22 protein-coding genes are annotated in these 21,429 nt (G+C 63.5%); 11 read left to right on the forward strand and 11 right to left on the reverse strand.

All coding sequences use genetic code 11. The annotated features are described in order from the left end of the window. Positions 1-68: 68 nt before the first annotated feature. The 9 genes from RQI43_RS07535 to RQI43_RS07575 all read left to right on the forward strand — a co-directional run bounded on the left by RQI43_RS07535 (position 69) and on the right by RQI43_RS07575 (position 6,192). Entirely contained in the window at positions 69-560 is a 492-nt protein-coding gene (locus RQI43_RS07535) for a DciA family protein (RefSeq protein WP_311274722.1), read from the forward strand. Between the two features lie 130 nt (positions 561-690). Continuing rightward, positions 691-1,344, forward strand: coding sequence for a DsbA family protein (locus RQI43_RS07540; protein ID WP_056430592.1), 654 nt, complete (start codon positions 691-693; stop codon positions 1,342-1,344). Positions 1,345-1,548: 204 nt separating this feature from the next. Next, the gene (locus RQI43_RS07545) at positions 1,549-1,944 is read left to right on the forward strand and encodes an AtpZ/AtpI family protein (RefSeq protein ID WP_207410550.1); all 396 of its coding nucleotides are present in this window, start codon (positions 1,549-1,551) and stop codon (positions 1,942-1,944) included. Positions 1,945-2,026: 82 nt separating this feature from the next. Next, positions 2,027-2,782, forward strand: coding sequence for a F0F1 ATP synthase subunit A (locus RQI43_RS07550; RefSeq protein ID WP_018044492.1), 756 nt, complete (start codon positions 2,027-2,029; stop codon positions 2,780-2,782). 90 nt (positions 2,783-2,872) lie between these two features. Further along, positions 2,873-3,100 (forward strand): F0F1 ATP synthase subunit C, encoded by a 228-nt coding sequence (locus RQI43_RS07555; protein ID WP_018044493.1) that lies wholly within the window; start codon positions 2,873-2,875, stop codon positions 3,098-3,100. A gap of 106 nt (positions 3,101-3,206) precedes the next feature. Continuing rightward, positions 3,207-3,770: a F0F1 ATP synthase subunit B' gene (locus RQI43_RS07560; protein ID WP_311274723.1), complete on the forward strand. Its 564-nt coding sequence runs from the start codon at positions 3,207-3,209 to the stop codon at positions 3,768-3,770. A gap of 72 nt (positions 3,771-3,842) precedes the next feature. Beyond that, on the forward strand, positions 3,843-4,328 hold the full coding sequence (locus RQI43_RS07565) for an ATP F0F1 synthase subunit B (protein WP_207410765.1): 486 nt from the start codon (positions 3,843-3,845) through the stop codon (positions 4,326-4,328). Between the two features lie 149 nt (positions 4,329-4,477). Further along, the gene (locus RQI43_RS07570; protein WP_311274724.1) at positions 4,478-5,404 is read left to right on the forward strand and encodes an ABC transporter ATP-binding protein; all 927 of its coding nucleotides are present in this window, start codon (positions 4,478-4,480) and stop codon (positions 5,402-5,404) included. A gap of 26 nt (positions 5,405-5,430) precedes the next feature. After that, the gene (locus tag RQI43_RS07575; RefSeq protein WP_207410766.1) at positions 5,431-6,192 is read left to right on the forward strand and encodes an ABC transporter permease; all 762 of its coding nucleotides are present in this window, start codon (positions 5,431-5,433) and stop codon (positions 6,190-6,192) included. A 6-nt stretch (positions 6,193-6,198) separates the two neighbouring features. Here RQI43_RS07575 and RQI43_RS07580 read toward each other — a convergent pair whose 3' ends face one another. Further along, positions 6,199-6,963 carry an alpha/beta hydrolase gene (locus RQI43_RS07580; RefSeq protein WP_311274725.1) on the reverse strand — a complete coding sequence of 255 codons (765 nt, stop codon included), beginning with the start codon at positions 6,961-6,963 and terminating at the stop codon, positions 6,199-6,201. 230 nt (positions 6,964-7,193) lie between these two features. On the opposite strand from RQI43_RS07580, the gene RQI43_RS07585 reads away from it, so the two are divergent. After that, the gene (locus RQI43_RS07585; protein WP_311274726.1) at positions 7,194-7,673 is read left to right on the forward strand and encodes an SRPBCC domain-containing protein; all 480 of its coding nucleotides are present in this window, start codon (positions 7,194-7,196) and stop codon (positions 7,671-7,673) included. Between the two features lie 81 nt (positions 7,674-7,754). Here the strand turns inward: RQI43_RS07585 and RQI43_RS07590 are convergent, their stop codons facing one another. Beyond that, positions 7,755-9,101, reverse strand: coding sequence for a NarK family nitrate/nitrite MFS transporter (locus tag RQI43_RS07590; RefSeq protein ID WP_311274727.1), 1,347 nt, complete (start codon positions 9,099-9,101; stop codon positions 7,755-7,757). A gap of 419 nt (positions 9,102-9,520) precedes the next feature. Here RQI43_RS07590 and RQI43_RS07595 point away from each other — a divergent pair, with 419 nt between their 5' ends. Continuing rightward, positions 9,521-10,369, forward strand: coding sequence for an FkbM family methyltransferase (locus RQI43_RS07595; protein WP_311274728.1), 849 nt, complete (start codon positions 9,521-9,523; stop codon positions 10,367-10,369). A 353-nt stretch (positions 10,370-10,722) separates the two neighbouring features. Here RQI43_RS07595 and RQI43_RS07600 read toward each other — a convergent pair whose 3' ends face one another. The 9 genes from RQI43_RS07600 to RQI43_RS07640 form a co-directional block, all read right to left on the reverse strand. After that, complete coding sequence (locus tag RQI43_RS07600) at positions 10,723-11,904, reverse strand: calcium-binding protein (protein ID WP_311274729.1); 1,182 nt, start codon at positions 11,902-11,904, stop codon at positions 10,723-10,725. Between the two features lie 749 nt (positions 11,905-12,653). Further along, positions 12,654-14,186 carry an acyl-CoA carboxylase subunit beta gene (locus tag RQI43_RS07605; protein WP_207410559.1) on the reverse strand — a complete coding sequence of 511 codons (1,533 nt, stop codon included), beginning with the start codon at positions 14,184-14,186 and terminating at the stop codon, positions 12,654-12,656. Positions 14,187-14,302: 116 nt separating this feature from the next. Further along, on the reverse strand, positions 14,303-15,091 hold the full coding sequence (locus RQI43_RS07610; protein ID WP_056430409.1) for an ATP12 family chaperone protein: 789 nt from the start codon (positions 15,089-15,091) through the stop codon (positions 14,303-14,305). Positions 15,092-15,167: 76 nt separating this feature from the next. Then, on the reverse strand, positions 15,168-15,881 hold the full coding sequence (locus RQI43_RS07615) for an HAD-IA family hydrolase (protein WP_311274730.1): 714 nt from the start codon (positions 15,879-15,881) through the stop codon (positions 15,168-15,170). 7 nt (positions 15,882-15,888) lie between these two features. Next, positions 15,889-16,266 (reverse strand): hypothetical protein, encoded by a 378-nt coding sequence (locus RQI43_RS07620; protein WP_405030573.1) that lies wholly within the window; start codon positions 16,264-16,266, stop codon positions 15,889-15,891. Positions 16,267-16,378: 112 nt separating this feature from the next. Beyond that, positions 16,379-17,797 (reverse strand): RluA family pseudouridine synthase, encoded by a 1,419-nt coding sequence (locus tag RQI43_RS07625; RefSeq protein WP_311274731.1) that lies wholly within the window; start codon positions 17,795-17,797, stop codon positions 16,379-16,381. Between the two features lie 86 nt (positions 17,798-17,883). Then, positions 17,884-19,131: an Hsp70 family protein gene (locus tag RQI43_RS07630; protein ID WP_056430400.1), complete on the reverse strand. Its 1,248-nt coding sequence runs from the start codon at positions 19,129-19,131 to the stop codon at positions 17,884-17,886. A 77-nt stretch (positions 19,132-19,208) separates the two neighbouring features. After that, positions 19,209-19,766 (reverse strand): TerB family tellurite resistance protein, encoded by a 558-nt coding sequence (locus RQI43_RS07635; RefSeq protein ID WP_207410567.1) that lies wholly within the window; start codon positions 19,764-19,766, stop codon positions 19,209-19,211. 153 nt (positions 19,767-19,919) lie between these two features. Beyond that, positions 19,920-21,422 (reverse strand): carboxypeptidase M32, encoded by a 1,503-nt coding sequence (locus RQI43_RS07640; protein ID WP_311274732.1) that lies wholly within the window; start codon positions 21,420-21,422, stop codon positions 19,920-19,922. Positions 21,423-21,429: the final 7 nt, after the last annotated feature.

The following is a 21,429-nucleotide window of genomic DNA, read 5'->3' on the forward strand; positions in this document are numbered from 1 at the left end:
GCATTCGAAAGCCGACGCCGTTCGGGCTATCATGCGGCGTCCGCCCGCATCGGAAACTCTCGGAGCTCATGGCCCGCATCAAACCCCTCGCCGAGCTGATCGAGACCTGTATCGGACCGGCTTTCGCCGCGCAGGGGTTCGCCTCCACCGATATCCTCGCGGCCTGGCCCGATATCGTCGGCGAGCGCCTCGCCCGTTTCTGCCAGCCCTCGAAGCTCGAATGGCCCCGCCGCGCCCGCCGCGAGGAGCAGGGCCGGCCGGATCCAGGCACGCTCGTGGTGCGGGTGGAGGGTGTCTTCGCCCTGGAATTGCAGCATCTGGCTCCCGTGGTGATCCAGCGCATCAACGCCCATTATGGCTGGGCCTGCATCGGCAAGCTCGTCCTCAAGCAGGGGCGCGTTCATCAAGCCGTTCGCAAGCGGGTCGTGCCGCCCCTCGATCCGGTGAAGCGCGGGGAAGTCGCCCTGGCCGTGTCGTCCATCGGCGACGACGCGTTGCGTGACGCCCTCGATAGGCTCGGCGTGGCGATCGTGGCTTCCTCACCACCGCAATCTCGCTGAATCTCACTTCCGACACCATCCGTGTCGCGGCGCATGGAAGCGGGACCGCAGGTCCCGTCTTGTCAGATTGTTCGCGGGTCTCTACCGCAAGCCGCATGGATCGGATCTTCGAGCGGAGCCCGTCGACATCATGATCACCCGTCGCGACACCTTGAAACTCACCGGCATGGCGATCGGCGCGGCCGCGCTCCTGCCCCGGCTGACCCTCGACGCCTTCGCTCAGGATGCGAACCTCGCTTCCCTGATGGAGCCGGGTCCCCTCGGCGATGTCTGGCTGGGGCCGAAGGACGCCAAGGTCACGATCATCGAATATGCCTCGATGACCTGCTCGCACTGTGCCGCGTTTCACAAGAACACTTGGCCGGCTTTGAAGGAGCGCTACGTCGACACCGGCAAGGTGCGCTTCACCTTGCGCGAATTTCCGCTCGATCCTCTGGCGACCGCGGCCTTCATGCTGGCCCGCTGCGACGGCGACGCGAAATACTATCCCATCACCGATCTGCTGTTCGACCAGCAGCAGGGCTGGGCCTACGTGCAGAAGCCGCAATCGCCGGTGGATGCCTTGGAGCAGATGTTGCGGCAAGCCGGATTCTCGAAGGAGAAATTCGAGACCTGTCTCAAGGATCAGAAGCTCTACGCTGCCGTGAACGCGGTGAAGCAGAAGGGGCTGGACACCTTCAAGGTCGACTCGACGCCGACCTTTTTCATCAACGGCGAGCGCTTCAAGGGCGAGATGACGATCGACGGGATGGAGAAGGTCATCAAGCCGATTCTGGGCGCCTGAGACCGAAGCTTGGCCTCCGATTGCCCTTCATGCACGGGGCGCATCGTTCAGGATCGTCGCAAGGGCCTGTTTATCTATATTTTACAGGAACTTAAGACCTATTCGGCGCGCCTTGACACTCAAGATAGGCGAAACTATGGTGCGCCGCGCTTGACGGGGTTTTCAGGCCGGTTCCCTCCACTCTCGCCAATGTGAGTTTTCGCCGTGAGCGGTAACGACGCAGGGGATGGGAATGGAGACGGACGGCAGAAGCCGGACGAGGATCTCTCGGCGAGACTGAAGCATCTCGAGAAGCGGATCGAGGAGAAGCGGCCCGCCGCTCCTTCCCGCCCCTCGTCGGGTGCCGGTGGCTCCAACGGGGCGTCATCCTTGGGCCTGGCGATGCGACTCTCCACGGAGTTCATCGCCGGTGTCCTCGCCGGAGGCATTCTCGGCTGGTTGTGCGATCAGTTTCTGGGGACGAAGCCCTGGGGTCTGATCGTTCTGCTCATGCTGGGCTTCGCAACCGGCGTCTATAACGTCATGCGTGTCTCGGGCTCGCTCTCGAGACCGGCCGCGAAAAACGCGGTCGACAAGAACCAGGATCGGGAACGATCCTGATCGGCGAATTTTGCCGCTTTCGAGCGGTCCTGAGGCAAAGCAGGCATCTCGCCTGCTCGTGGACAGAAGGACGGTAGCGGCAATGGCCGTAAAGATGGATCCGATCCACCAGTTCGAGCTCAAGCCGCTCGTATCCTTCGGTCATATCGGCAATCAGGAAATCGCGTTCACCCAGTCGGCGCTGTACATGTTCGCCGCTGTCGGGATCATCGCGCTGATCACGATCGTGGCGACGGCGCAGCGCTCGGTGGTGCCGGGCCGAATGCAGTCCGTGGCCGAGGTGTTCTACGAGTTCATCGGCTCGACCCTCCGTCAGTCGGCCGGGCACGGGTCCGAGCGGTTCATGCCGCTGATCTTCTCCCTTTTCATGTTCGTCCTCGTCCTGAACATGTTCGGCATGATCCCCTATGCGTTCGCCGTGACAAGCCACATCATCGTGACTTTCGCGCTGGCGCTCCTCGTGATCACCACCGTCATCGTCTATGGCTTCATGGCCCACGGCACGAAGTTCCTGAAGGTGTTCGTACCCTCTGGCGTGCCGGGCTGGCTGATGCCGATGATCGTCGCCATCGAGATCGTCTCCTTCGTCTCGCGGCCGATCAGCCTCGCGGTGCGTCTCTTCGCCAACGTGCTCGCCGGCCACATCGCCCTCAAGATCTTCGCGGGCTTCGTGCCGGCGCTTCTCGCCGCGGGTGCCTGGGGTGCGATCTCTCCTCTGCCGCTGGCTCTCAGCGTCGCGGTGACGGCCCTCGAGTTCCTCGTCGCCGGTCTGCAGGCCTACGTCTTCGCGACGCTCGCCTCGATCTACCTCAGCGACGCCCTCCACCCCGGCCACTAGGCCCCGGCGGTATCCCCTTCCGTCCCCGGTCCGCGGTTGCGGCCGGATTCCTCTCCACGCAACGAACGAACCGACACCAGGAGCAATTTGATGGATCCCTTAGCCGCTAAGTACATCGGTGCCGGCCTCGCCTGCCTCGGAATGGCGGGTGCCGCCATCGGCCTCGGCAATCTCTTCGGCCAGTTCTACGCCGGTGCCCTTCGCAACCCGTCGGCCGCTGACGGCCAGCGCGGCAACCTGCTCCTCGGCTTCGCGCTGACGGAAGCGCTCGGCATCTTCTCGCTGCTCGTCGCGCTGCTCCTCCTGTTCGCCGTCTAAGTCAGACGACGTTCGTCGACCCGACAGCAGACCCGGACCGGGCGCCCCATTCTTCTGGACGCGCGCCCGGTCCTCATTCACGAACTTACTTTGAGCGAAGGACGTCATGGCTCAGCCGGCCCATCCGACCGCAACCCATGAAGGCATCATGGTATCGCCCGCGTCCGAACATGGCGGCGGCTTTCCGCCGTTCGAGAGCCATACTTTTCTCTCGCAGCTGATCTGGCTCGCACTGGCCTTCGGCCTGCTCTATTACCTGATGGACAAGGTGGCCCTGCCCCGCATCCAGGCGATCCTGCACGACCGTGCCACGCGCCTCTCGTCCGATCTCGACGAGGCCCAGCGCATGAAGTCCGAGGCCGAGGCAGCCGGAGCCGCCTACGAGAAGTCGCTGGCCGATGCCCAGGCGAAGGCCCGCACCATCGCCACCGAGACCCGCGCTGCCTTGAGCTCCGAGGCTGAAGCCCGTCGCAAGACGCTCGAGGCCGAGCTCAACGACAGGATCGCCGCCTCCGAAGCCACGATTCGCACCCGCACCGCCGAAGCCATGGGCAGCGTTCGCTCCATCGCTGGCGAAACGGCCACCGCCATCGTCGAGCGCCTCACTGGGACGGCTCCCGACCAGGCCAGCCTCGATACCGCATTGAACCGCGTCGCCATCCCGCACTGAGTGCGCCTGCAGCAGACGTGACCGGTCCGGCCCTGCCCTGCCGGACGCCAACGAAATAGGACGACGAGAATGTTGTTGGATGCCGAGTTCTGGGTCGCCGTCGCCTTCGTCCTGTTCATGGGCGTCGTGTGGAAGGTCGGCGGCTTCGCTCAGATCACCAAGGCCCTCGACACCCGCGGCCGCCGCGTTCGCTCCGAACTCGACGAGGCCCGCCGTCTGCGCGAGGAGGCCGCCACGGTACTGGCCGACTACAAGAAGCGCCGCAGCCAGGCTGAGTCCGAAGCCGAAGCGATTGTCGCCGGAGCCCGCGAAGAGGCCCAGCGCATCGCCGACGAGGGCCACGCCCGTCTGAACGAGTTCATTGCTCGCCGCACCAAGTCGGCCGAGACCAAGATTGCCCAGGCCGAGGTTCAGGCGACCGCGCAGGTTCGCGCCGCCGCCGCCGATGCTGCCGTAAAGGTGTCCGAGGTGATCCTGCGGGAGCGCCTCCGGGGCGATGCGGCTCTATCGCTCGTCCGCTCCAGTCTGGACGAGGTTAAAGGGCGCCTTCAGGCCTGAGTGTTACCTCCATCGACGTTCGGAGAAAGCCGCCGCAAGGCGGCTTTTTTGTTCTCCGGCGTGCCGCTTCACACTCGTCCGCGGCACCCATCTCCATGGTATGGCAGCGCCGTTAGTCGCTCCGAAGAAAAATAATCCACGGAGATTCGATGCCGCCTATCATCTCCATCGCGGGCTTGTCCAAAGTCTACGCATCGGGTCTCCATGCCCTGAAGGATATCAACCTCGATATCGCTAGGGGTGAAATCTTCGCCCTGCTCGGCCCCAACGGTGCCGGTAAGACGACATTGATCAGCATCGTCTGCGGACTCGTCCGGGCAAGCGGCGGCACCGTTACGGTGGACGGCCACGACATCGCAAAAGACTACCGTAATGCGCGAAGAGCCATCGGCCTCGTGCCGCAGGAGCTCACTACGGACGCGTTCGAGACGGTTTGGGCGACAACGAGTTTCAGCCGGGGGCTGTTCGGTATGAAGGCCGACCCTGGTCATATCGAGCGGGTGCTGCGTGACCTGTCGCTGTGGGACAAGAAGGACAGCCGCATCATGACGCTGTCCGGTGGCATGAAGCGGCGCGTACTCATCGCCAAGGCCCTCAGCCACGAGCCGCGTATCCTGTTCCTGGACGAGCCGACCGCAGGCGTAGACGTGGAACTACGTCAGGATATGTGGCGCTTGGTGCGGAAGCTGCGTGACCAAGGCGTCACCATCATTCTCACGACGCATTACATCGACGAGGCCGAAGAGATGGCCGACCGCGTCGGCGTGATCCGAAAAGGGCAGATCATCTTGGTCGAGGAGAAGGCCGAGCTGATGCGCAAGCTCGGCAAAAAGCGGCTGACTCTGCAATTGCAGGCTCCGCTCCCCGCATTGCCGGTCGAATTGGCCCCACACGGCCTCGCGCTATCGGCGGATGGTCAGGAGCTTGTCTACACCTACGATACCAAGGGCGAGCGCACCGGCATCACGACTTTGCTCACCGACCTCGCTGCGGCGGGAATCCCATTTCGCGATCTCTCCACGAGCCAAAGTTCCCTCGAAGACATCTTCGTCGATCTCGTGAGGGAGCAGGCATGAAGGTCGCCCCGATGAATCCTCTTGCGATGAATTGGCCGGCGATCCGCGCCATTTACCTTTTCGAAATGGCGCGTTTCTGGCGCACGGGCCTTCAGAGTATCGTTGCTCCGGTCATCGCAACCTCTCTGTATTTCGTGGTCTTCGGCGCAGCGATCGGTGCACGCATGGCTTCCGTGGATGGAGTCGCCTATGGCGCCTTCATCGTGCCAGGCCTGATCATGCTCTCTTTGCTGACGCAGAGCATCGCCAACGCATCCTTCGGCATCTACTTCCCGCGCTTTGCCGGGACGATCTACGAGATCCTGTCGGCACCGGTCTCGCCGTTGGAGATCGTGCTCGGCTATGTCGGGGCCGCGGCTTCGAAATCGATCCTGATCGGCCTCATCATCTTGGCGACGGCGGCCCTGTTCGTACCGCTGAGGATCGAGCATCCGCTTTGGATGGTAGCGTTTCTCCTGCTGACCGCGACCACGTTCAGCCTGTTCGGTTTTTTGATCGGATTATGGGCAGATGGGTTCGAGAAGCTGCAACTGGTGCCGCTCCTCATCGTCACGCCACTCACCTTTCTCGGCGGCAGCTTCTATTCCATCGAGATGCTGCCGCCCTTCTGGCGGACGGTGAGTCTCGTGAACCCGGTGGTCTATCTCATCAGCGGTTTCCGCTGGAGCTTCTTCGGCACGTCCGATGTCGGGGTGGAGATCAGCCTCGCGATGACGTTGATCTTCCTCGCCCTTTGCCTTGCCAGCGTGACGTGGATCTTCCGCACCGGCTATCGGCTGAAGAGCTGATCGCCGTCACGGCCGCTCGTCGAGGAAGGCCAGAACGCCCTGCCGGTGCAGCTTGTCGCCGACAGCCGTGCTGTGATCGCGGTTGGGGAGTTCCAGGCTCTTCGCATGGGGCATGAGCGCCGCCAAAGCCGGGGCCGAGCCCGCTACAGTATCGAGGGTGCCCACCGTGACGAGCGTGGGAGCCTCGATCTGAGAGACTTCCTCCCGTGACAAGGTCTGGCGTGAGCCGCGCATACAGGCGGCGAGCGCCCGAAGGTCGCTTTTGGTCTGTTCGGCGAAGGTACGGAAGGCAGCGGCCGTGAGATTGGGCGCCTTTTCGCCAGCCGGAGCCTCCAAAGCCTCGGCGATGCCATTTGGCAGGCCTTTTCCCTCCACCAGATGCAGGCCAAGGCCCCCTAACAGCACCGAACGCACCCGCTCCGGGTTGTCGAGTGCGAGATAGGCCGAGATCCGCGCGCCCATGGAATACCCCATGATGTCGGCGCGCTCGATACCGAGATGGTCGAGGAGCCGCCTTGTATCCTGCGCCATGATGTCGGAGCCATAGGCTTCCGGCTCGTAGAGCTTCTCGCTCTCGCCATGGCCGCGATTGTCGAGAGCGACGACCCGGCGCCCCGCCTCGGACAGGGTTTTCACCCAGAGTGTATTGACCCAATTCACGGAATGGTTTGAGGCGAAGCCGTGGATCAGCACGATCGGATCACCGCTGCCTCCCTTCGCCGGCACGTCGATATAGGCGATGGTGGTCCCGTCGGAATCGAACGTCTGCATCGCGCTGCATGCTCCTGTCGGAAGGTCGGTGGCGGCCCGAGGGCCATGCCTATCGGTCGCCAAAATCGTCCTTGAGCGGCATTGAGGCAAGGCGCGAGTGATCAGAGGGGTGACAGGACGGCCTTTCCCTTGTCCTCATCGTGCTCCAACCATCTTCCTCCCCTTGCCGCACGGAACTTGCGGGGCGAAGAACGATCTGGCCGCCCCAGCTAAACGATTCAGGGCGTGCCATGCGGCTCGATCTTTCAGGATATGGACGGCCCATGATTCAGATCGTTCCCGTCGTCGTTCTCAAACACGTGGTGCGCGCCCCGCAGCCGGACGTCTTCCGAGCCTGGACGGACCCATTGCTCGCGCGAGGCTGGATGGCGCCGGTTGGAACCGTGGCGGAACATGTAGAGATCGACCCACGGGTCGGGGGGACATTCCTGCTGCGTGGGCGGGATGAGGCGGGCGCACTTCACGCGGTTACCGGTCATTTTGAAGAGATCCGACGCGGGCATCACCTGCATCAGACCTGGACTTATGACGGGCCGAACGAGATGCTGCGCATCGGCGAGACTATCGTGCAGGTCGATCTTCTGTCGGTGGGTGACAAAGCCACGGAGATCACATTAACGCACCGCCGGATCGTCAGCGTGGACGTACGCAACGCCTATCGATTGCATTGGCGCGACCGCTTCGAGAAGCTTCACGCCTCGCTGGCCTGAACGAGCGCCGCGGCGTCTAAAGCCGACAAGGGGGCAACGACTAGCGTCGCTGCTCCCCTTGTTGCGGATGTGATGAGCGATCTAGGCGAAGGCGGGCTGGCCGCTGGCGACGGCGCGTTGGGCGACCGCTTCGTCGTACAGCTTCTGCTCGTTTTCCTTATGGGTGAGCGAGAAGCGCACGGAGATCGCGCAGAGCGACGAGATCAGCACGGCGATGCCGAGAATGAACAGCGCACCGGGCAGGTTGCCGACCCCCTTGAGCAGGAATCCAGCCGCCACGGCGCCGACATTTCCACCGGCGCCGATGATGCCGGCGACACCGCCCAGCGCCTTGCGATCGATGAACGGTACGAGGGCATAGGTCGCGCCGCAGGCCATGTGGGTGAACAGACCGAAGGCGAGCATGGCGATGACGGCGAGCGCGACCGACCCCGCATAGGCGAAAGCGAGAAGGCCGAGACCCTCGCCGACCATCAGCACGAACAAGAGCAGGGTGCGGCCGTCGAGGCCTTTCTTACGTGCGACCCGGTCCGACGCGATGCCGCCGAGCGCACGGGCGAAGAGAGCGAGAAGTCCAAAGCTGCCGGCCGCCATTCCGGCCTGGGTCAGGTCGAGGCTGAATCGTTCGACATAATACGTCGCCGCTACCGCATGGATGAAGATCTCGACGCCGAAACAGGCGCCGTAGGTGATCGCGAGCATCCAAACGCGATAGTTCGCCATCGCCTGTTTGAAGACGGCCCGGCCGCCCTTCTTGCCGGCGTCAACCGAAACGCCGCGCGCACGAAGCTCGGTGATGTTGCCCTCGGGCGTGTCCTGCGTGAAGCGGTAATACAGCAATGCCACGACCAGCATCATGACGCCGGGCACGATCATCGACAGGCGCCAGCCCATCGTCTTCTCGACGCCGATGCTGACGAGGGCCGCCAGAATCAGCGGCATCACGCTCTGGGTGACACCACCGCCGGCATTGCCCCAGCCGCCGACCGTGGCGTTGGCCGTACCGACCACGTTTGGTGCGAACATGACTGAGGTATGAAACTGCGTGATGACGAAACTCGCCCCGATGGCGCCGATGGCGAGGCGAAAGAACAGGAAGCTCTCATAGGAATTGGCGAAGGCGATGCCGATCACCGGAATCGCACCGAGGGTCAGCAGACCCGTGTAGGTCAGGCGCGGCCCGAACCGGTCACACATGGGACCTATCAGGAGGCGAACCAGGATGGTGATACCGACTGCGGCGATGTTGATATTGTAGACCTGATCGTTGGTCAGCTTGAACTCGCCCTTGATGACCGGCATGAGCGGAGCGACGGCAAACCAGGCGAAGAAGCAGACGAAGAAGGCGAGCCAGGTGATGTGGAAGGCACGCATCTGGGGCGTGGCCAGACTGAAGAGATCGATTCGGGTCGCTTTTTGGGACTGCATGCGGAGAGGCTCCAGGCGATCGGATATCTCCCGGCACTCCTCGCGAGTGGCCCCCATGAACGGGGTGGGGAGAGATTGGTCGCTCACGCCACAGTGAGCACGAGCCGCCCGTCATCGAAGGCGTCTCTCGCAGGCGCCGTTGCCCACCCGAAGCTATCTGCACAGCACGTGCCAGACATAAGCAGTTTCGTAAGACTGCCCCTCAATGCGGCTTTCCCTGGGGCTGCTTGGTTCCCCTACCCTTTTCATGAAGGCGCCAGTCCTGCGGAGGATGCCTCCCCGATAACCGTTTGCGCAGTCGATAATCGGGGACGTGCGCCGTTTGTGGGCATGGCGTCGGATTATGCAGGCTTCAGGGGCGGTGCTGGACGACAGGAGAAGCTTGCCGTCAGGCTGCCGGGCTGGCATCACCCGGCGCAATGACCGATACGCATTCTTCCGGCATCCCACCCTTCGGCACCCACGCGCCCAAGGGGCTTGTGGCACGCATCACCAAGCGCACGGTGAACCTCTCGGGCAAAAGCTGGGCGGGGCGGCGTCTCGGCTTCCTGCTGAGGCGACTCGCGATCACGATGCTGCAGGGTCAGCCCCTCGACGTGGAGCGTTTTGGCGCACGGATGCGGCTGCACCCCTACAACAACAATTGTGAGAAGAAGGTGCTGTTCACGCCGCAATTCTTCGATCCCGAAGAACGTGCGCTTTTGGAGTCACGGCTGCAGCCCGGCTGCACCTTCCTCGATATCGGGGCCAATATCGGCGCCTACGCCTTGTCCGTCGCCGCCTTCGCCGGTCCCCGCGCGCGGATCCTAGCCGTGGAACCTCAACCCGACATCTTCGATCGGCTCACCTACAATATTGCCCAAAACCCGTTCGGCACGGTGAAGGCCGTGGCTTGCGCGGTGGCCGATAAGGCCGGTGAACTGACCTTGTTCGTCGATCCGCGCAACCGGGGCGAATCGAGTCTGAAGATTGTCGGCACCAACGAGGGCGCACAGATCCGAGTGCCTGCAGTCACCCTTCTGGGCCTTGCCCAGGGCGAAGGCATCACCCGGATCGATGCGATCAAGCTCGACGTGGAGGGGGCCGAGGACCTGATCCTGGAGCCGTTCTTTCGTGAGGCGCCGGTCTCCCTGCACCCTCGCCTGCTCCTCATCGAGGATGGCACGGCGCAATGGCAGATCAACCTCGTCGGCCTGCTCGAATCGCGCGGCTATCGCCAGATCGCCCGCACGCGGCTGAACCTGATCTTCGAGCTGAGAGTCGCCTGAAGCGATTGTCGCCCACTCGAATGGCTCGAGCGGACTCACCGCACGGTTAGGGTGGCGACGGACAAACACTGCCACGCTTGGCCAAGCGGAGTTTTGCGCTCACGATCGACCGCTCAGCGCCATCCACCTACCCTGCCGCCAGAATACCTCACATGGCCTCACGAGCGATAAGGGTGTCTTCAGGGGGCGCGACCGACACCGCCGCTTGAGTACAGTACCCCAAGGCCATTGTAAAAATGCGCCTCTCTCGAGGATCCGGCGACTGCGTCGCCGGAATGCACTCGTAGCAGGAAGCAATGCCTGCCTGTCAGGCGCATACTGATGCTTTCAGTAAAGTTGCCGTGTAGGAACAGCTAGATAATAAAACTACCGTCCGTCAGGCTCGATGCCACGACATCGTGCAAGATGATTTTCTGCGCAGGGTCTGCAATCCCAGCAAACGTAACTTGCGTATCTTGTCCGCCGTTGATCGCTTTAATTTTAATGTCACTGAAGTTTTTCGCGATGAGTGTTACATTAAGGCGATCGATATCGACTTCGAATTTATAAATGTTGTCTCGGCCGAAATTACTGTCCGTATAGCCGAAAATGGTTTCGCCCGAACCTGCAAACAACTTATCGTTGCCGGCGCCGCCAGTGATACTGTCGTTGCCGTCGCCGGACAAGATCCAATCATTGCCCTGGGTGCCATAGATGACGGTGCTATTTTCCAAAGTCGTCTGAGATACGATGGTTTGACCTTGCGTTACGAACTCGAACGACACATCACCGCCGTTCCGAACGTAGGTCCTTTCGATACTATTGAAGTTGCTGTTTGTGAGTTCGATAACGCCCGTGACAATCAGTACGTCTTTCCCGGTGCCTCCGTCGATGATGACGGGATCCTCGGAAACGACGAGGCGGTCATTGCCACCTAGGCCGTAAAGAGAGTCGTTTCCTCCGTTGCCGATCAAAGTGTTGGCGGCGGCGTTGCCCGTGAGATGGTCTCCATGGGTGCTGCCATTGATCTTGGAGATACTGATCAAGACGTCGCCTTCGGCATCGCCACCTCGATTGACGCCCGTGCTCAGGTTGACGGTGACTCCCGCGGAGGAATGCTCGTAGCTCGCCGTGTCGGTTCCCAAGCTGCCGTTCAAGATGTCAGCGCCAGCGCCTCCTTCCAGCACGTCGTTGCCGCGACGACCGTTGAGCGTGTCGTCTCCGAGCCCTCCAAGAAGACTGTCCGAGCCGGATCCACCGGTCAGGACATCGGCGAAATTTCCACCCTCGAGTGTCGTTTTTCCAAGGCGGTCGGAGAAGTTGAAATCGTAGCCTCCCGAAAACGCCGTAGCATGGTGCGACAAGCGATCTTCAGAAAAGTAGAATAATGTTGTCCCGTCTCCATCGCTATCGCGAATCACGAGTCGCTCATCGACCCCGACGGAGCGGACATAAATATCTGCTTCCGGATCGTCGTCATACCGTTGCGGAGGAAATACAGTGATGGAATCGTCATCATTGTAACCTGTACCTACCGTGATTTTAATGGTCGGCATGGCGAATCCTAGAATCTATCCAATAAGGATCTCGATCACTAGGTTGAGCGTAGCGGTCAAATTTAAGGTTGCAACTGAAAAAAGAGAGGCAGGTTGTTTTTAAGGCAATAATCGTTGGAGCGGTTTATTTCTGTATTGATGAGCCGGTAACCGGTGATAGCGATTTGCGGGTTTGTTCACGGCAGTGCTGACAATGCCCTTGAAAGAAAAGGTACTGTTTGTCTTGCCACGATGGGGCGTTGGGGAAGCTCAAAAGCGGAGATTCCGGTCCAACCCAACCCAGCGAGCTGGTAGCCGGCCCTTGCCGGCGCAAGCCGCGAACCATCGGCGCAAGCTCTCGATCTGTCCCTCCTGCGTCGGATCATCCTGGCAGCATCCGGGAACAATCGCGATATGGGTGAGAGTGCCGAGCCTTTGGTAGGTATGGCGGCTTTCCGGGACGGCTGTCAGATCACCCGGACCGGACGGAGGGAACTTCGAGCGGCCGGTCGGCTGAGCACGTTCGCCCATCCCATCGAACCACCTCATCCAGATGTGCCCCGCGTATGTGGGTCTTGAGGAACTCTTTCGTTCGCTCAGGTCCGGCTGGAGCCTTTCTCATCGTCAGGTGCCGCGGCACCTGACGATGAGGTCGAGATTGGGATGGCCGAAGACGCCATCGCGGCTCCCGCACCCCATGTCATGGCCCACCATCCACTTCGCGGTGGGCCACTGGGAATAGGCTTCCCCGGTGGGAAGCCTACCACCGCTCAGAGCGGGATGTTGTCATGCTTCTTCCAGGGCTGCTCCATCTCCTTGGTGCGGAGCATGCCGAGCGCCCGGGCGATGCGTTTGCGCGTCGAGTGGGGCATGATCACCTCGTCGATATAGCCGCGCTCGGCTGCGACGAAGGGCGAAAGGAAGCGATCCTCGTATTCGCCGGTTCGGGCTGCAATCTTGTCGGTATCGCCGATCTCGCTTCGGAAGATGATCTCCACCGCGCCCTTGGCGCCCATCACCGCGATCTGCGCGGTCGGCCAAGCGTAGTTGATGTCGGCGCCTACATGCTTCGAGGCCATCACGTCATAGGCACCCCCGAAAGCTTTGCGGGTGATGATGGTCACCAGCGGCACGGTGGCTTGGCTGTAAGCGAAGAGCAGCTTGGCGCCGTGCTTGATGAGACCGCCATATTCCTGTGCGGTGCCGGGTAGGAAGCCGGGGACATCGACGAAGGTGACGATCGGGATCGAGAACGCATCGCAGAAGCGTACGAAGCGGGCCGCCTTGCGGGAGGCATCCGAATCGAGCACGCCGGCCAGCACCATCGGCTGGTTGGCGACGAAACCGACGGTGCGGCCCTCGATGCGGCCGAACCCGGTGATGATGTTGCGCGCATAAGTCGACTGGATTTCGAAGAAGTCGCCTTCGTCGGCCACCCGGCGGATCAACTCACCCATGTCGTAGGGCTTGTTCGGGTTGTCCGGAATCAGGGTATCGAGGGACTTATCGAGCCGGAGCGGGTCGTCGAAGCTTTCGATCTCCGGCACGCCGTCGATGTTGTTGGCGGGCAGGAAGTCGAGCAAGCGGCGGATCTGAAGGATCGCCTCCACGTCGTTCTCGAACGACCCGTCGGCAATGGAGGACTTGGTGGTGTGGACCTTGGCGCCGCCGAGTTCCTCGGCCGTGACGACCTCGTTGGTCACGGTCTTCACCACGTCCGGGCCCGTGACGAACATGTAGCTCGTGTCACGGACCATGAAGATGAAGTCGGTCATGGCGGGCGAGTAGACGTCGCCGCCCGCGCAGGGGCCCATGATGACGGAGATCTGCGGAATGACGCCGGAAGCGGCGACGTTGCGGCGGAATACCTCGCCGTAGCCGCCCAAAGCGGCGACGCCTTCCTGGATGCGGGCACCGCCGGCATCGAAAATGCCGATGATCGGGGCGCGCATCTTCAGCGCCATATCTTGGACCTTGACGATCTTGGCGGCATGCGTCTCGGAGAGCGAGCCGCCGAAGACGGTGAAGTCCTTGGAGAAGAGGAACACGGTGCGGCCGTTGATGGTGCCCCAGCCGGTGACCACGCCGTCACCGGGAATCTTCTGCTTCTCCATCCCGAAATCGGTCGAGCGATGCTGCACGAACATGTCGAATTCCTCGAACGAACCATGGTCGAGGAGGAGTTCGATACGCTCTCGTGCCGTCAGTTTGCCGCGCTTGTGCTGGGCCACGACGCGGTTTTCGCCGCCGCCGAGACGGGCTTGAGCGCGCCGCTCTTCCAGCTTCTCGAGAATATCCTTCATGCGTGGTGAGCCTTGAGATGGGTTCGTTGGGGTGAAGCCGTGCCGTGTCCGACAGCATGGCTTGGCGGTATACTTCAAAAGCGCCTTAGCACGGGGGAAAGGCAGCGAAAATGAATTTAACGAGCCAGGGTTGCCAGCGTCGCTGCGGCCTCGAATTCAGCCTTCCGAAGGGCATGCCGAGCCTCAGCTTCGGCATCGCTACCCCAGACGCTGGCCTGATAGGCCTCGTCCACATGCGCCGCCGCCCAGGCCTCCATTGGAGTGAGATGTCCGCGCAGCGTGGCGAGGGCGATCAGGAGAGAGCCAGTCAAGGTCGTCATCGTGTGCAGCGCGGCCAGCCGGAAAGGCCCTTCGACGGCCGCGATCGCAGCGCGAAGCGCGTTCACCGACGTCTCCGGCTGGGTCACATGCATCACGCCTTCGCTCAATATCAGGCGTACGCCCAAGGTCTCGTGCGCCCAGTCGATCACGGGGTTCCAGGCACGGGCTTGATCGGCCACGAGACGTTCCGGGTCTCCGGCGCGGTAGGCGACGAGATCCGTCCCTGCATAGGCCGAGAGATCATCGATCACCGCGTCACGGCGGGGAGCGACCCCGTCGATGGCAGTGTTGGCGAGGCGAGTCAGCGGCATGGTCGAGGGGTCGATGAACTCGGCCTGCGCTGCCCATTCTGCGGCGATAGCTTCGCCAAGTGAGCGGGTCGGTAAGGTCAGCGGATTACGGGCCGGTGTATTGGCAGATCGCCCGTCGAGAATCAGGCGAAACCCCTCCTCGCTACCCGCGAGGCCGGCCACTTTGTAGAACCGCTTTGGCAATGCGGGGCGGGTTTGTGCGCGCACGGCCTTGTGCGGATCGTGCACCGGAGGGGCGTCGCCAAGCCAATCGGCAGGATCGTCTGTACTCATGGCGAGAGGTTCTAGCGCATCGTCTCGCAGCCTGCGAGCAGGAAGCCGGCGCGATACTGAATGGCTGTAGCGAACTTTACTCGCGGGTAAGATCCGCAATCGTCATGTCTACAGCGACCGTTCGAAGGCCGCCCGTGAACAGATCTGCCAGCGCGGAAGCGGTTTCGACCACGATCACTGCCCCAGCGCCAAGCAGCGCTCCCGGCGGATGGTAGCCCCAGGCGACACCAATGGCGGCCGCGCCGGCACTCACCGCCATATCCATGTCGTAGGTGGTGTCTCCGATCATCACTGTCGTCTCTGGCGGTGCTCCAACCGCGGCCATGGCCTGATGCAGCATCGCCGGGTCGGGCTTCGATGGCGCGTCGTCGGCAGTCTGGATGGTGGCGAAGACGTCGCCCCAGCCATGGCTTTCTACGAGCCGATCGACACCGCGCCGGGATTTCCCCGTGGCGAGTCCGAGGCGCAGATCGTCTCGGGCATGCAGACGTTCGATCAGATCGCCCATTCCGGGGAACAGTGGCTCTTCATAGGCCGGATCCAGGCGCAAGGTATTGAAGGCCCGCTTGTAGCTCTCGGACAGGCCTTCCACAGGCCCATCCTCGCCTACGAGACGCCGGAAGGCTTGCGGCAGTGAAAGGCCGACAACGGAAAGGGAGACTGATCGCGAGGGTGGAACGATGCCGTGCTCGGCGAAGGCCATGCCTTGGGCCGCAACGATGAGGTGCTGGCTATCAACCAGCGTACCGTCAACGTCGAAAACGACGAGCTTCACGGAAGAGTCCTGCATGGCCGCATTACGGCTGACGCCCTGGCTGCAGTTGTTGCGCCGCTGCCTGGCCTGGCTTCTGGCGTTCGTAGCCGAGCTTGCAGCGGATCAGAAAGCGCCGCCGTACCCCGCCGCGCAGGCCGCGCGCGTGCGAAAGCCGGTTGCAACTGGCATAGGACCGCCGCCTGCGTTCGCCCGCCCGCGCCTGTGATCCATGGCGGCCGACGGCGGGAGGTGGCGGAGCTGGGTTCTGCGTTGCCGGAGCGGGAACCGCTTTTACCGCGGGACTTGGCGGGGTCTGTTGTGGACCCGCCGCCTGCGCGGCAGCCTCGGCGGTCAGCGACGCTGATCCGAAGCACACGAACAGGCCGATCAAGGCGGTGCTGGCCATGGTCGCGAACGTCATCGGCATTGTTTCTCGCTGCAACGACGGGTGTGGTCGACCACAAGGATAAGGCATGGCGCCTAATTGCCAAGGCGCATACGTGAATGCTTTCCGCCGATGCGGCCAAAGCGGATCACGCTTCCGGCGCCTCGACGATGGGATCGTAGCGCGAGGCGTCGAAGCCCAGAAGGTTCCAGCTCTGCGCCATATGCGGCGGTAGAGGCGCCGTGACGTCGACCGGCTTCAGCGTGCGCGGATGCGGAATGACGATGCGACGTGCGAGGAGATGCAGCCGGTTCTGGATGCCTCCCGGCAACGCCCAGTTCTCGACGCTGAAATATTTCGGATCACCGACGATGGGGTGGCCGATATGCGCGGCATGGGCTCGGAGCTGGTGCGTACGCCCAGTTACGGGCTTCAGCGAGAGCCAGGACAGCTTCTGCGCCGCATTGTCGACCATCGCGTAGTAGGTGAGCGCGTGGGCCGCGCCGTCGTCGCCGTGCTGGGCTACCCGCATCCGGGCATCGCCGTCGGGGGCTTCCTCCTTGGCGAGATAGGTCGAGATCCGGCCTTGGGGCACGCGTGGGACGCCCGCGGTAAGTGCCCAGTAGACCTTGCGAGCGGACCGCGATCGGAAGCTCTTGGCGAGGGTCGCCGCCGCCAGGCGTGTCTTGGCGACGATGAGGCAACCGGCGGTGTCTTTGTCGAGGCGGTGGACGAGGCGCGGCTTCTGTCCGTCCGGTCCGGTCAGAGCCTCCAGCAGCCCGTCCACGTGGCGCACGGTGCCGGAGCCGCCCTGGACCGCGAGGCCGAAAGGCTTGTTCAGCACCATCATGTCCGCATCCTCGTAGAGGATCAGCGAGCGTAGGAAGTCGGCATCGGTGGCGTCACGCGCGACACTGCGCGGTCGTTCCGCCAGCGGGTCGAGCTTGAGGGGGGGCACGCGCACGCTCATGCCCGGCAGGAGCCGGTCGTTCGGCTTGGCGCGCTTACCGTCCACACGCAGCTCACCCTTGCGGACGATGCTTTGAACACGGGTGAAGGGTAGCTGCGGGAAACGCGTCGTGAGGAAGCGGTCGATCCGCATTTCGGCTTCGTCTTCCTCGACGATCAGTGTCTGTACGCCGGAGGCCAAAGTCGCGGAGGCGGCGGCGCGCTGTTCGCGCCGGGTCGGTCCTTCGACCACTGGTTCCGGGGACTTGGCACCAGCGCGGCGCGGACGCGGCGCGTCCAACGATTTCTCCACGACCTCATTGCGGGGCGCCCGCGTCCGAGGCGCACGGGCCACCGGGATTTCGTCATCGGACGGCGTCTCCGGGGCATCGCCGGGGCGCCAGGGCGCGCGCTTGTCGGCCTCGCCGCGCAACTGCGCCGCGCGATGGGCGGCGTCGAGGGCGCTGGTGCGGGGGCCAGTGCCTTCGCGGTCTGGCCTGCGGAACGCGCCGGGCTTGCCGGGACGGTAAGGCTTGCCGCCGCTGCCGGGCGGCCTGCCTTTGCCGGCGCCGGAACCTTTACGTCCGGCATTGCCGCGTGATGGTGGTCTGGTGGTCATCGCGTGCTCGTAACACCCTCGCCCCTCTGGGCAAAGCGCTTCGAGGATGGGGCGCTTCGAGAACGCGACGTTGCATGAACCGCAGTTCAGGCGGCGCGGCGGCCCGCCTCGATGGTCAGCCCGGTCCCGACGGAGCCGAACGTATCACCGTCCACAACTCTGGCATTCGGGACGCCCGCCACCAATGCGGCACGGACATGCGGCAGGCCCGTGGACCCGCCGGTCAGGAACAGGGCGTCGATGCCCTCGGCCGGCAAGCCCGCCTGATTCAGGCAGCGCCCGATCCTCTCGGCGATTCGCCGAGAGAGCTCTTCCGTCTGCGCCACGAGGCCGGCATGGTCGAGGTTGGCGGCGAGACCCGGCTCGACCCAGCCGAGCGCGACGCCGCCCTGGCCGGCATCCGAGGCAGCGATCTTGGCGCCCTCGACTTCCATCGCCAGGGAATGCCCGCGTTCGGCTTCCACCACGGTGTAGAGCCGAGCGATCAGGTCCGGCCGGCGCGCGTCGCGGCGGACCTCCTCGATCTCGCGGAGGGTCTTGGCATTGTAGAGCCGGTTGATGCTCGACCAGGTGGCGAGGTCGTGGAAATACCCGCTCGGCACGTCGAGGTCGCCTCGGTTCATCGGGCTGCCGAGCCCGAAGAGCGGCATTACCGTGCCGAGGCTGAGCCGCCGGTCGAAATCGGTACCGCCGATGCGTACGCCGTCATTGGCGAGGATATCGCCGGACCGGTCGACCTTGGTATGGCGCTCCGGTGAGAGCCGGACGATGGAGAAATCCGAGGTGCCGCCGCCGATATCAGCGATGAGCGCGATCTCCTCCCCCGTCACCTGCTGCTCGTAATCGAGCGCCGCCGCGATGGGTTCGTATTGGAACGAGACGTGGCGGAAGCCGATGCTCTGGGCGATCTCGCGCAGGGCATCCTCCGCGCGGGCGTCACCCTCCGGGTCGCCATCGACGAAGTGGACCGGGCGGCCGTGCACCACAGTATCGATGGCTGTTCCCGCCTGCGCCTCGGCGCGCGTCTTCACAGCGAAGAGGTAGCGAGCGATGACGTCGCGGAAGCGGATTCGCTCACGCCCGACTGGCGTCGTCTCCTCGAGTAGCGAGGATCCGAGCACTGACTTCAGGCTGCGCATCAGCCGCCCCGGCGTGCCCTCGACGTACTCCGCCATGGCCGCGCGGCCGACGAGGGGCGTCCCACCCGGCGGGAAAAAGATCGCGCTGGGAATTGTCACGTGGTCACCCTCCAGTCGCAGCAGGGCGGGCCGTCCCTCGGTCACAAGGCCGAGCGTGGTGTTGGACGTGCCGAAATCGAGGCCACAGGCCGCCATGTAGGATCTCCGGACGCTGGTCCGCTGGAATGGGGGGCCGTCGACCTACAGGCTGGGCCCGTCCCGGTCCACCGGTCTCAGCGCTTGAAATCGCCGGCCCGGCTCGCCTTCAGCGCAGGGCTCCCACCCGTGAGCCGCCGCTTGAGCCGCACGATCGCCTCTCGCTGCAACTCGCTGGCGGCGGAATGGGCGTTGGCGACCTGTGAAAGCATGTCGATGAAATGCAGACGCTCGGCCGCGGTCAGGTTGTCCCGCAGCAGGGGCAGCATTTCGTCTGCCACGAGAGAGAACGGTCGTCGTGCCTCGGTGTAGGTCCACGCTCGCTCGAACGTGGCCGAGATAGTATCGATCTGGAGCGGAGAATCCATGAATTCCAGGATCTTGGTCTTCTCGGCGGCGGTGACGGGGCTACCCGTGCGCACCAATTGGATCATCAGGATCACCGCCGCGAGCCTGACGTCCCGCACTCGCTTCAGCGGTGTGCCGATGATGTCCTCCAGGGTCGATTTCGCCCGACGCTGAAGGCCCTTCGTGTCACGATTGACCTCCCTTAGCGCCGTCGCGGTGCCATGTGCGCGGATGATCCAGAACAGGACGGCACCCACGATCCCGATCACTGCGACGATGACGACCATTCAAGCGAACCTTTCCCCGGATCCGATCCGGCTCGGACGATTGTTTCGGCTGTGAGCATAGCGCCATGGCGGCAGCGGCAAACCCCGAGGTACGTCCGACCCCGCGAAGGATCGCCACGCAGCAACCGATTTGCAACCAACCGATGCGAGCGTTCAGCCTTCCCCAAGATAGCGGTGGCGCAGGTGGCGCATGTAGTCTTCTGCGCCCAGGGGCTTGCCGGTGGTGGCAACGAGCAACTCGTCCGTCTCCAGGAAACTGCCGCGTCCGTGCACGTTCTCGCCGAGCCAGCCGCGCATGGCGGTAAAATCGCCCTCGGCCAGATCGGCTTGGATTCCGGGCAGGTCCTCACAAGCGGCGCGGAAGAACTGCGCAGCCGCCATGGCGCCTAGGGTATAAGTCGGGAAATATCCGAAACTGCCCCCGGGCCAGTGGATGTCCTGCAGGCAGCCGAGCCGGTCGCTCGGTACCGGGAGACCAAGTAGCGAGCGCATGCCTTCATTGAATGCGCCCGGCAGATCGGTGATTGCGAGATCACCGGCGATCATCGCGGTTTCGAGATCGTAGCGGAGGAGGATGTGAGCCGGATAGGTCACTTCGTCGGCATCGACTCGGATCAGGCCCGGCTCAACTCGTGTGTAGAGGCGGTGCAAGTTGTCGGCATCCCAGGCGCTTCCCTGCCCGCCGAACGCCTCGCGCAGCCGAGGTGCCAGGTAAGCGCAGAACTCGGCTGAGCGGCAGGCCTGCATCTCGATCAGCAGCGACTGGCTTTCATGCAGGCTCATCCCCCGGGCGTTCCCCACGGGCTGGTGGAGCCATGTGGCCGGCCGGCCCTGCTCGTAGAGCGCGTGGCCGGTCTCGTGCAGCACGCCCATCAGGGCGCGGGTGGCATCGGTCTCGTCGTAGCGCGTGGTGATGCGCACATCGTTGGTGGCGCCGCCGCAGAATGGATGCAGGCTGATATCGACCCGTCCGCGATGAAAGTCGAACCCGGCGGCGCGCATCAGCGTCAATCCCAGGGCCTTCTGCGCCTCCACCGGAAACGGCCCGGGAAGCGGGATCGGTGCCGGCAGTGAAGCCTGACGATCGCGGATCACTTCAATCAATCCCGGCAGGATCGCACGAAGCTCGGCGAAGAGCGGATCAATCGCCGCCTGGCGCATGCCGGGATCGTAACCGTCGAGGAGGGCATCGTAGGGAGCGAGCCCCAGGGCCGCGCCCTTCGCCTCCCCGACCTCCCGCTGCAGCCGCAGGGTCTCGGCGAGATGAGGTGCCAGCATCGCGAAATCGGATCCTGCCCGCGCTTCCCGCCATACCATTTCGGAGTGGGACGAAGCTTTGGAGCTCGCGGCGACGAGATCGCCCGGCACGGCGGACGCATGATGATAGGCTCGTCGCATCTCACGCAGATTAGCGCGCTCCCACGTCCCGAGGCCGGTCCCGTCGTCTGAGGCCTCCGCAATCAGGTCGCCGGTCTCGGTGCCAGTGAGAATCTCGTGGGCGATGACCCGCAACTGCGCAAGCTGTTCTGCCCGACCCTCTGCGGCGCCGTCCGGCATGAATGTCTGGGCGTCCCAGCCCAGGATGCCGGCCGCATCGTCGATGGCCCCGATGCGAGCGAAGCGGGTAGCGAGGCTCTGATAGGCATTCGTGGTCATGGTTGGC

This window comes from Methylobacterium sp. WCS2018Hpa-22, assembly GCF_031843785.1.
In the GTDB taxonomy this organism is placed as follows: domain Bacteria; phylum Pseudomonadota; class Alphaproteobacteria; order Rhizobiales; family Beijerinckiaceae; genus Methylobacterium.

Excerpts from the sequence above, each read along its gene's own strand:
- RQI43_RS07535 (WP_311274722.1), top strand. The coding sequence starts at position 69 with ATGGCCCGCATCAAACCCCTCGCCGAGCTGATCGAGACCTGTATCGGA.
- RQI43_RS07540 (WP_056430592.1), top strand. The coding sequence starts at position 691 with ATGATCACCCGTCGCGACACCTTGAAACTCACCGGCATGGCGATCGGC.
- RQI43_RS07550 (WP_018044492.1), top strand. The coding sequence starts at position 2,027 with ATGGCCGTAAAGATGGATCCGATCCACCAGTTCGAGCTCAAGCCGCTC.
- RQI43_RS07555 (WP_018044493.1), top strand. The coding sequence starts at position 2,873 with ATGGATCCCTTAGCCGCTAAGTACATCGGTGCCGGCCTCGCCTGCCTC.
- RQI43_RS07560 (WP_311274723.1), top strand. The coding sequence starts at position 3,207 with ATGGCTCAGCCGGCCCATCCGACCGCAACCCATGAAGGCATCATGGTA.
- RQI43_RS07570 (WP_311274724.1), top strand. The coding sequence starts at position 4,478 with ATGCCGCCTATCATCTCCATCGCGGGCTTGTCCAAAGTCTACGCATCG.
- RQI43_RS07575 (WP_207410766.1), top strand. The coding sequence starts at position 5,431 with ATGAATTGGCCGGCGATCCGCGCCATTTACCTTTTCGAAATGGCGCGT.
- RQI43_RS07580 (WP_311274725.1), bottom strand. The coding sequence starts at position 6,963 with ATGCAGACGTTCGATTCCGACGGGACCACCATCGCCTATATCGACGTG.
- RQI43_RS07585 (WP_311274726.1), top strand. The coding sequence starts at position 7,194 with ATGCGGCTCGATCTTTCAGGATATGGACGGCCCATGATTCAGATCGTT.
- RQI43_RS07590 (WP_311274727.1), bottom strand. The coding sequence starts at position 9,101 with ATGCAGTCCCAAAAAGCGACCCGAATCGATCTCTTCAGTCTGGCCACG.
- RQI43_RS07595 (WP_311274728.1), top strand. The coding sequence starts at position 9,521 with ATGACCGATACGCATTCTTCCGGCATCCCACCCTTCGGCACCCACGCG.
- RQI43_RS07600 (WP_311274729.1), bottom strand. The coding sequence starts at position 11,904 with ATGCCGACCATTAAAATCACGGTAGGTACAGGTTACAATGATGACGAT.
- RQI43_RS07605 (WP_207410559.1), bottom strand. The coding sequence starts at position 14,186 with ATGAAGGATATTCTCGAGAAGCTGGAAGAGCGGCGCGCTCAAGCCCGT.
- RQI43_RS07610 (WP_056430409.1), bottom strand. The coding sequence starts at position 15,091 with ATGAGTACAGACGATCCTGCCGATTGGCTTGGCGACGCCCCTCCGGTG.
- RQI43_RS07615 (WP_311274730.1), bottom strand. The coding sequence starts at position 15,881 with ATGCAGGACTCTTCCGTGAAGCTCGTCGTTTTCGACGTTGACGGTACG.
- RQI43_RS07620 (WP_405030573.1), bottom strand. The coding sequence starts at position 16,266 with ATGACGTTCGCGACCATGGCCAGCACCGCCTTGATCGGCCTGTTCGTG.
- RQI43_RS07625 (WP_311274731.1), bottom strand. The coding sequence starts at position 17,797 with ATGACCACCAGACCACCATCACGCGGCAATGCCGGACGTAAAGGTTCC.
- RQI43_RS07630 (WP_056430400.1), bottom strand. The coding sequence starts at position 19,131 with ATGGCGGCCTGTGGCCTCGATTTCGGCACGTCCAACACCACGCTCGGC.
- RQI43_RS07635 (WP_207410567.1), bottom strand. The coding sequence starts at position 19,766 with ATGGTCGTCATCGTCGCAGTGATCGGGATCGTGGGTGCCGTCCTGTTC.
- RQI43_RS07640 (WP_311274732.1), bottom strand. The coding sequence starts at position 21,422 with ATGACCACGAATGCCTATCAGAGCCTCGCTACCCGCTTCGCTCGCATC.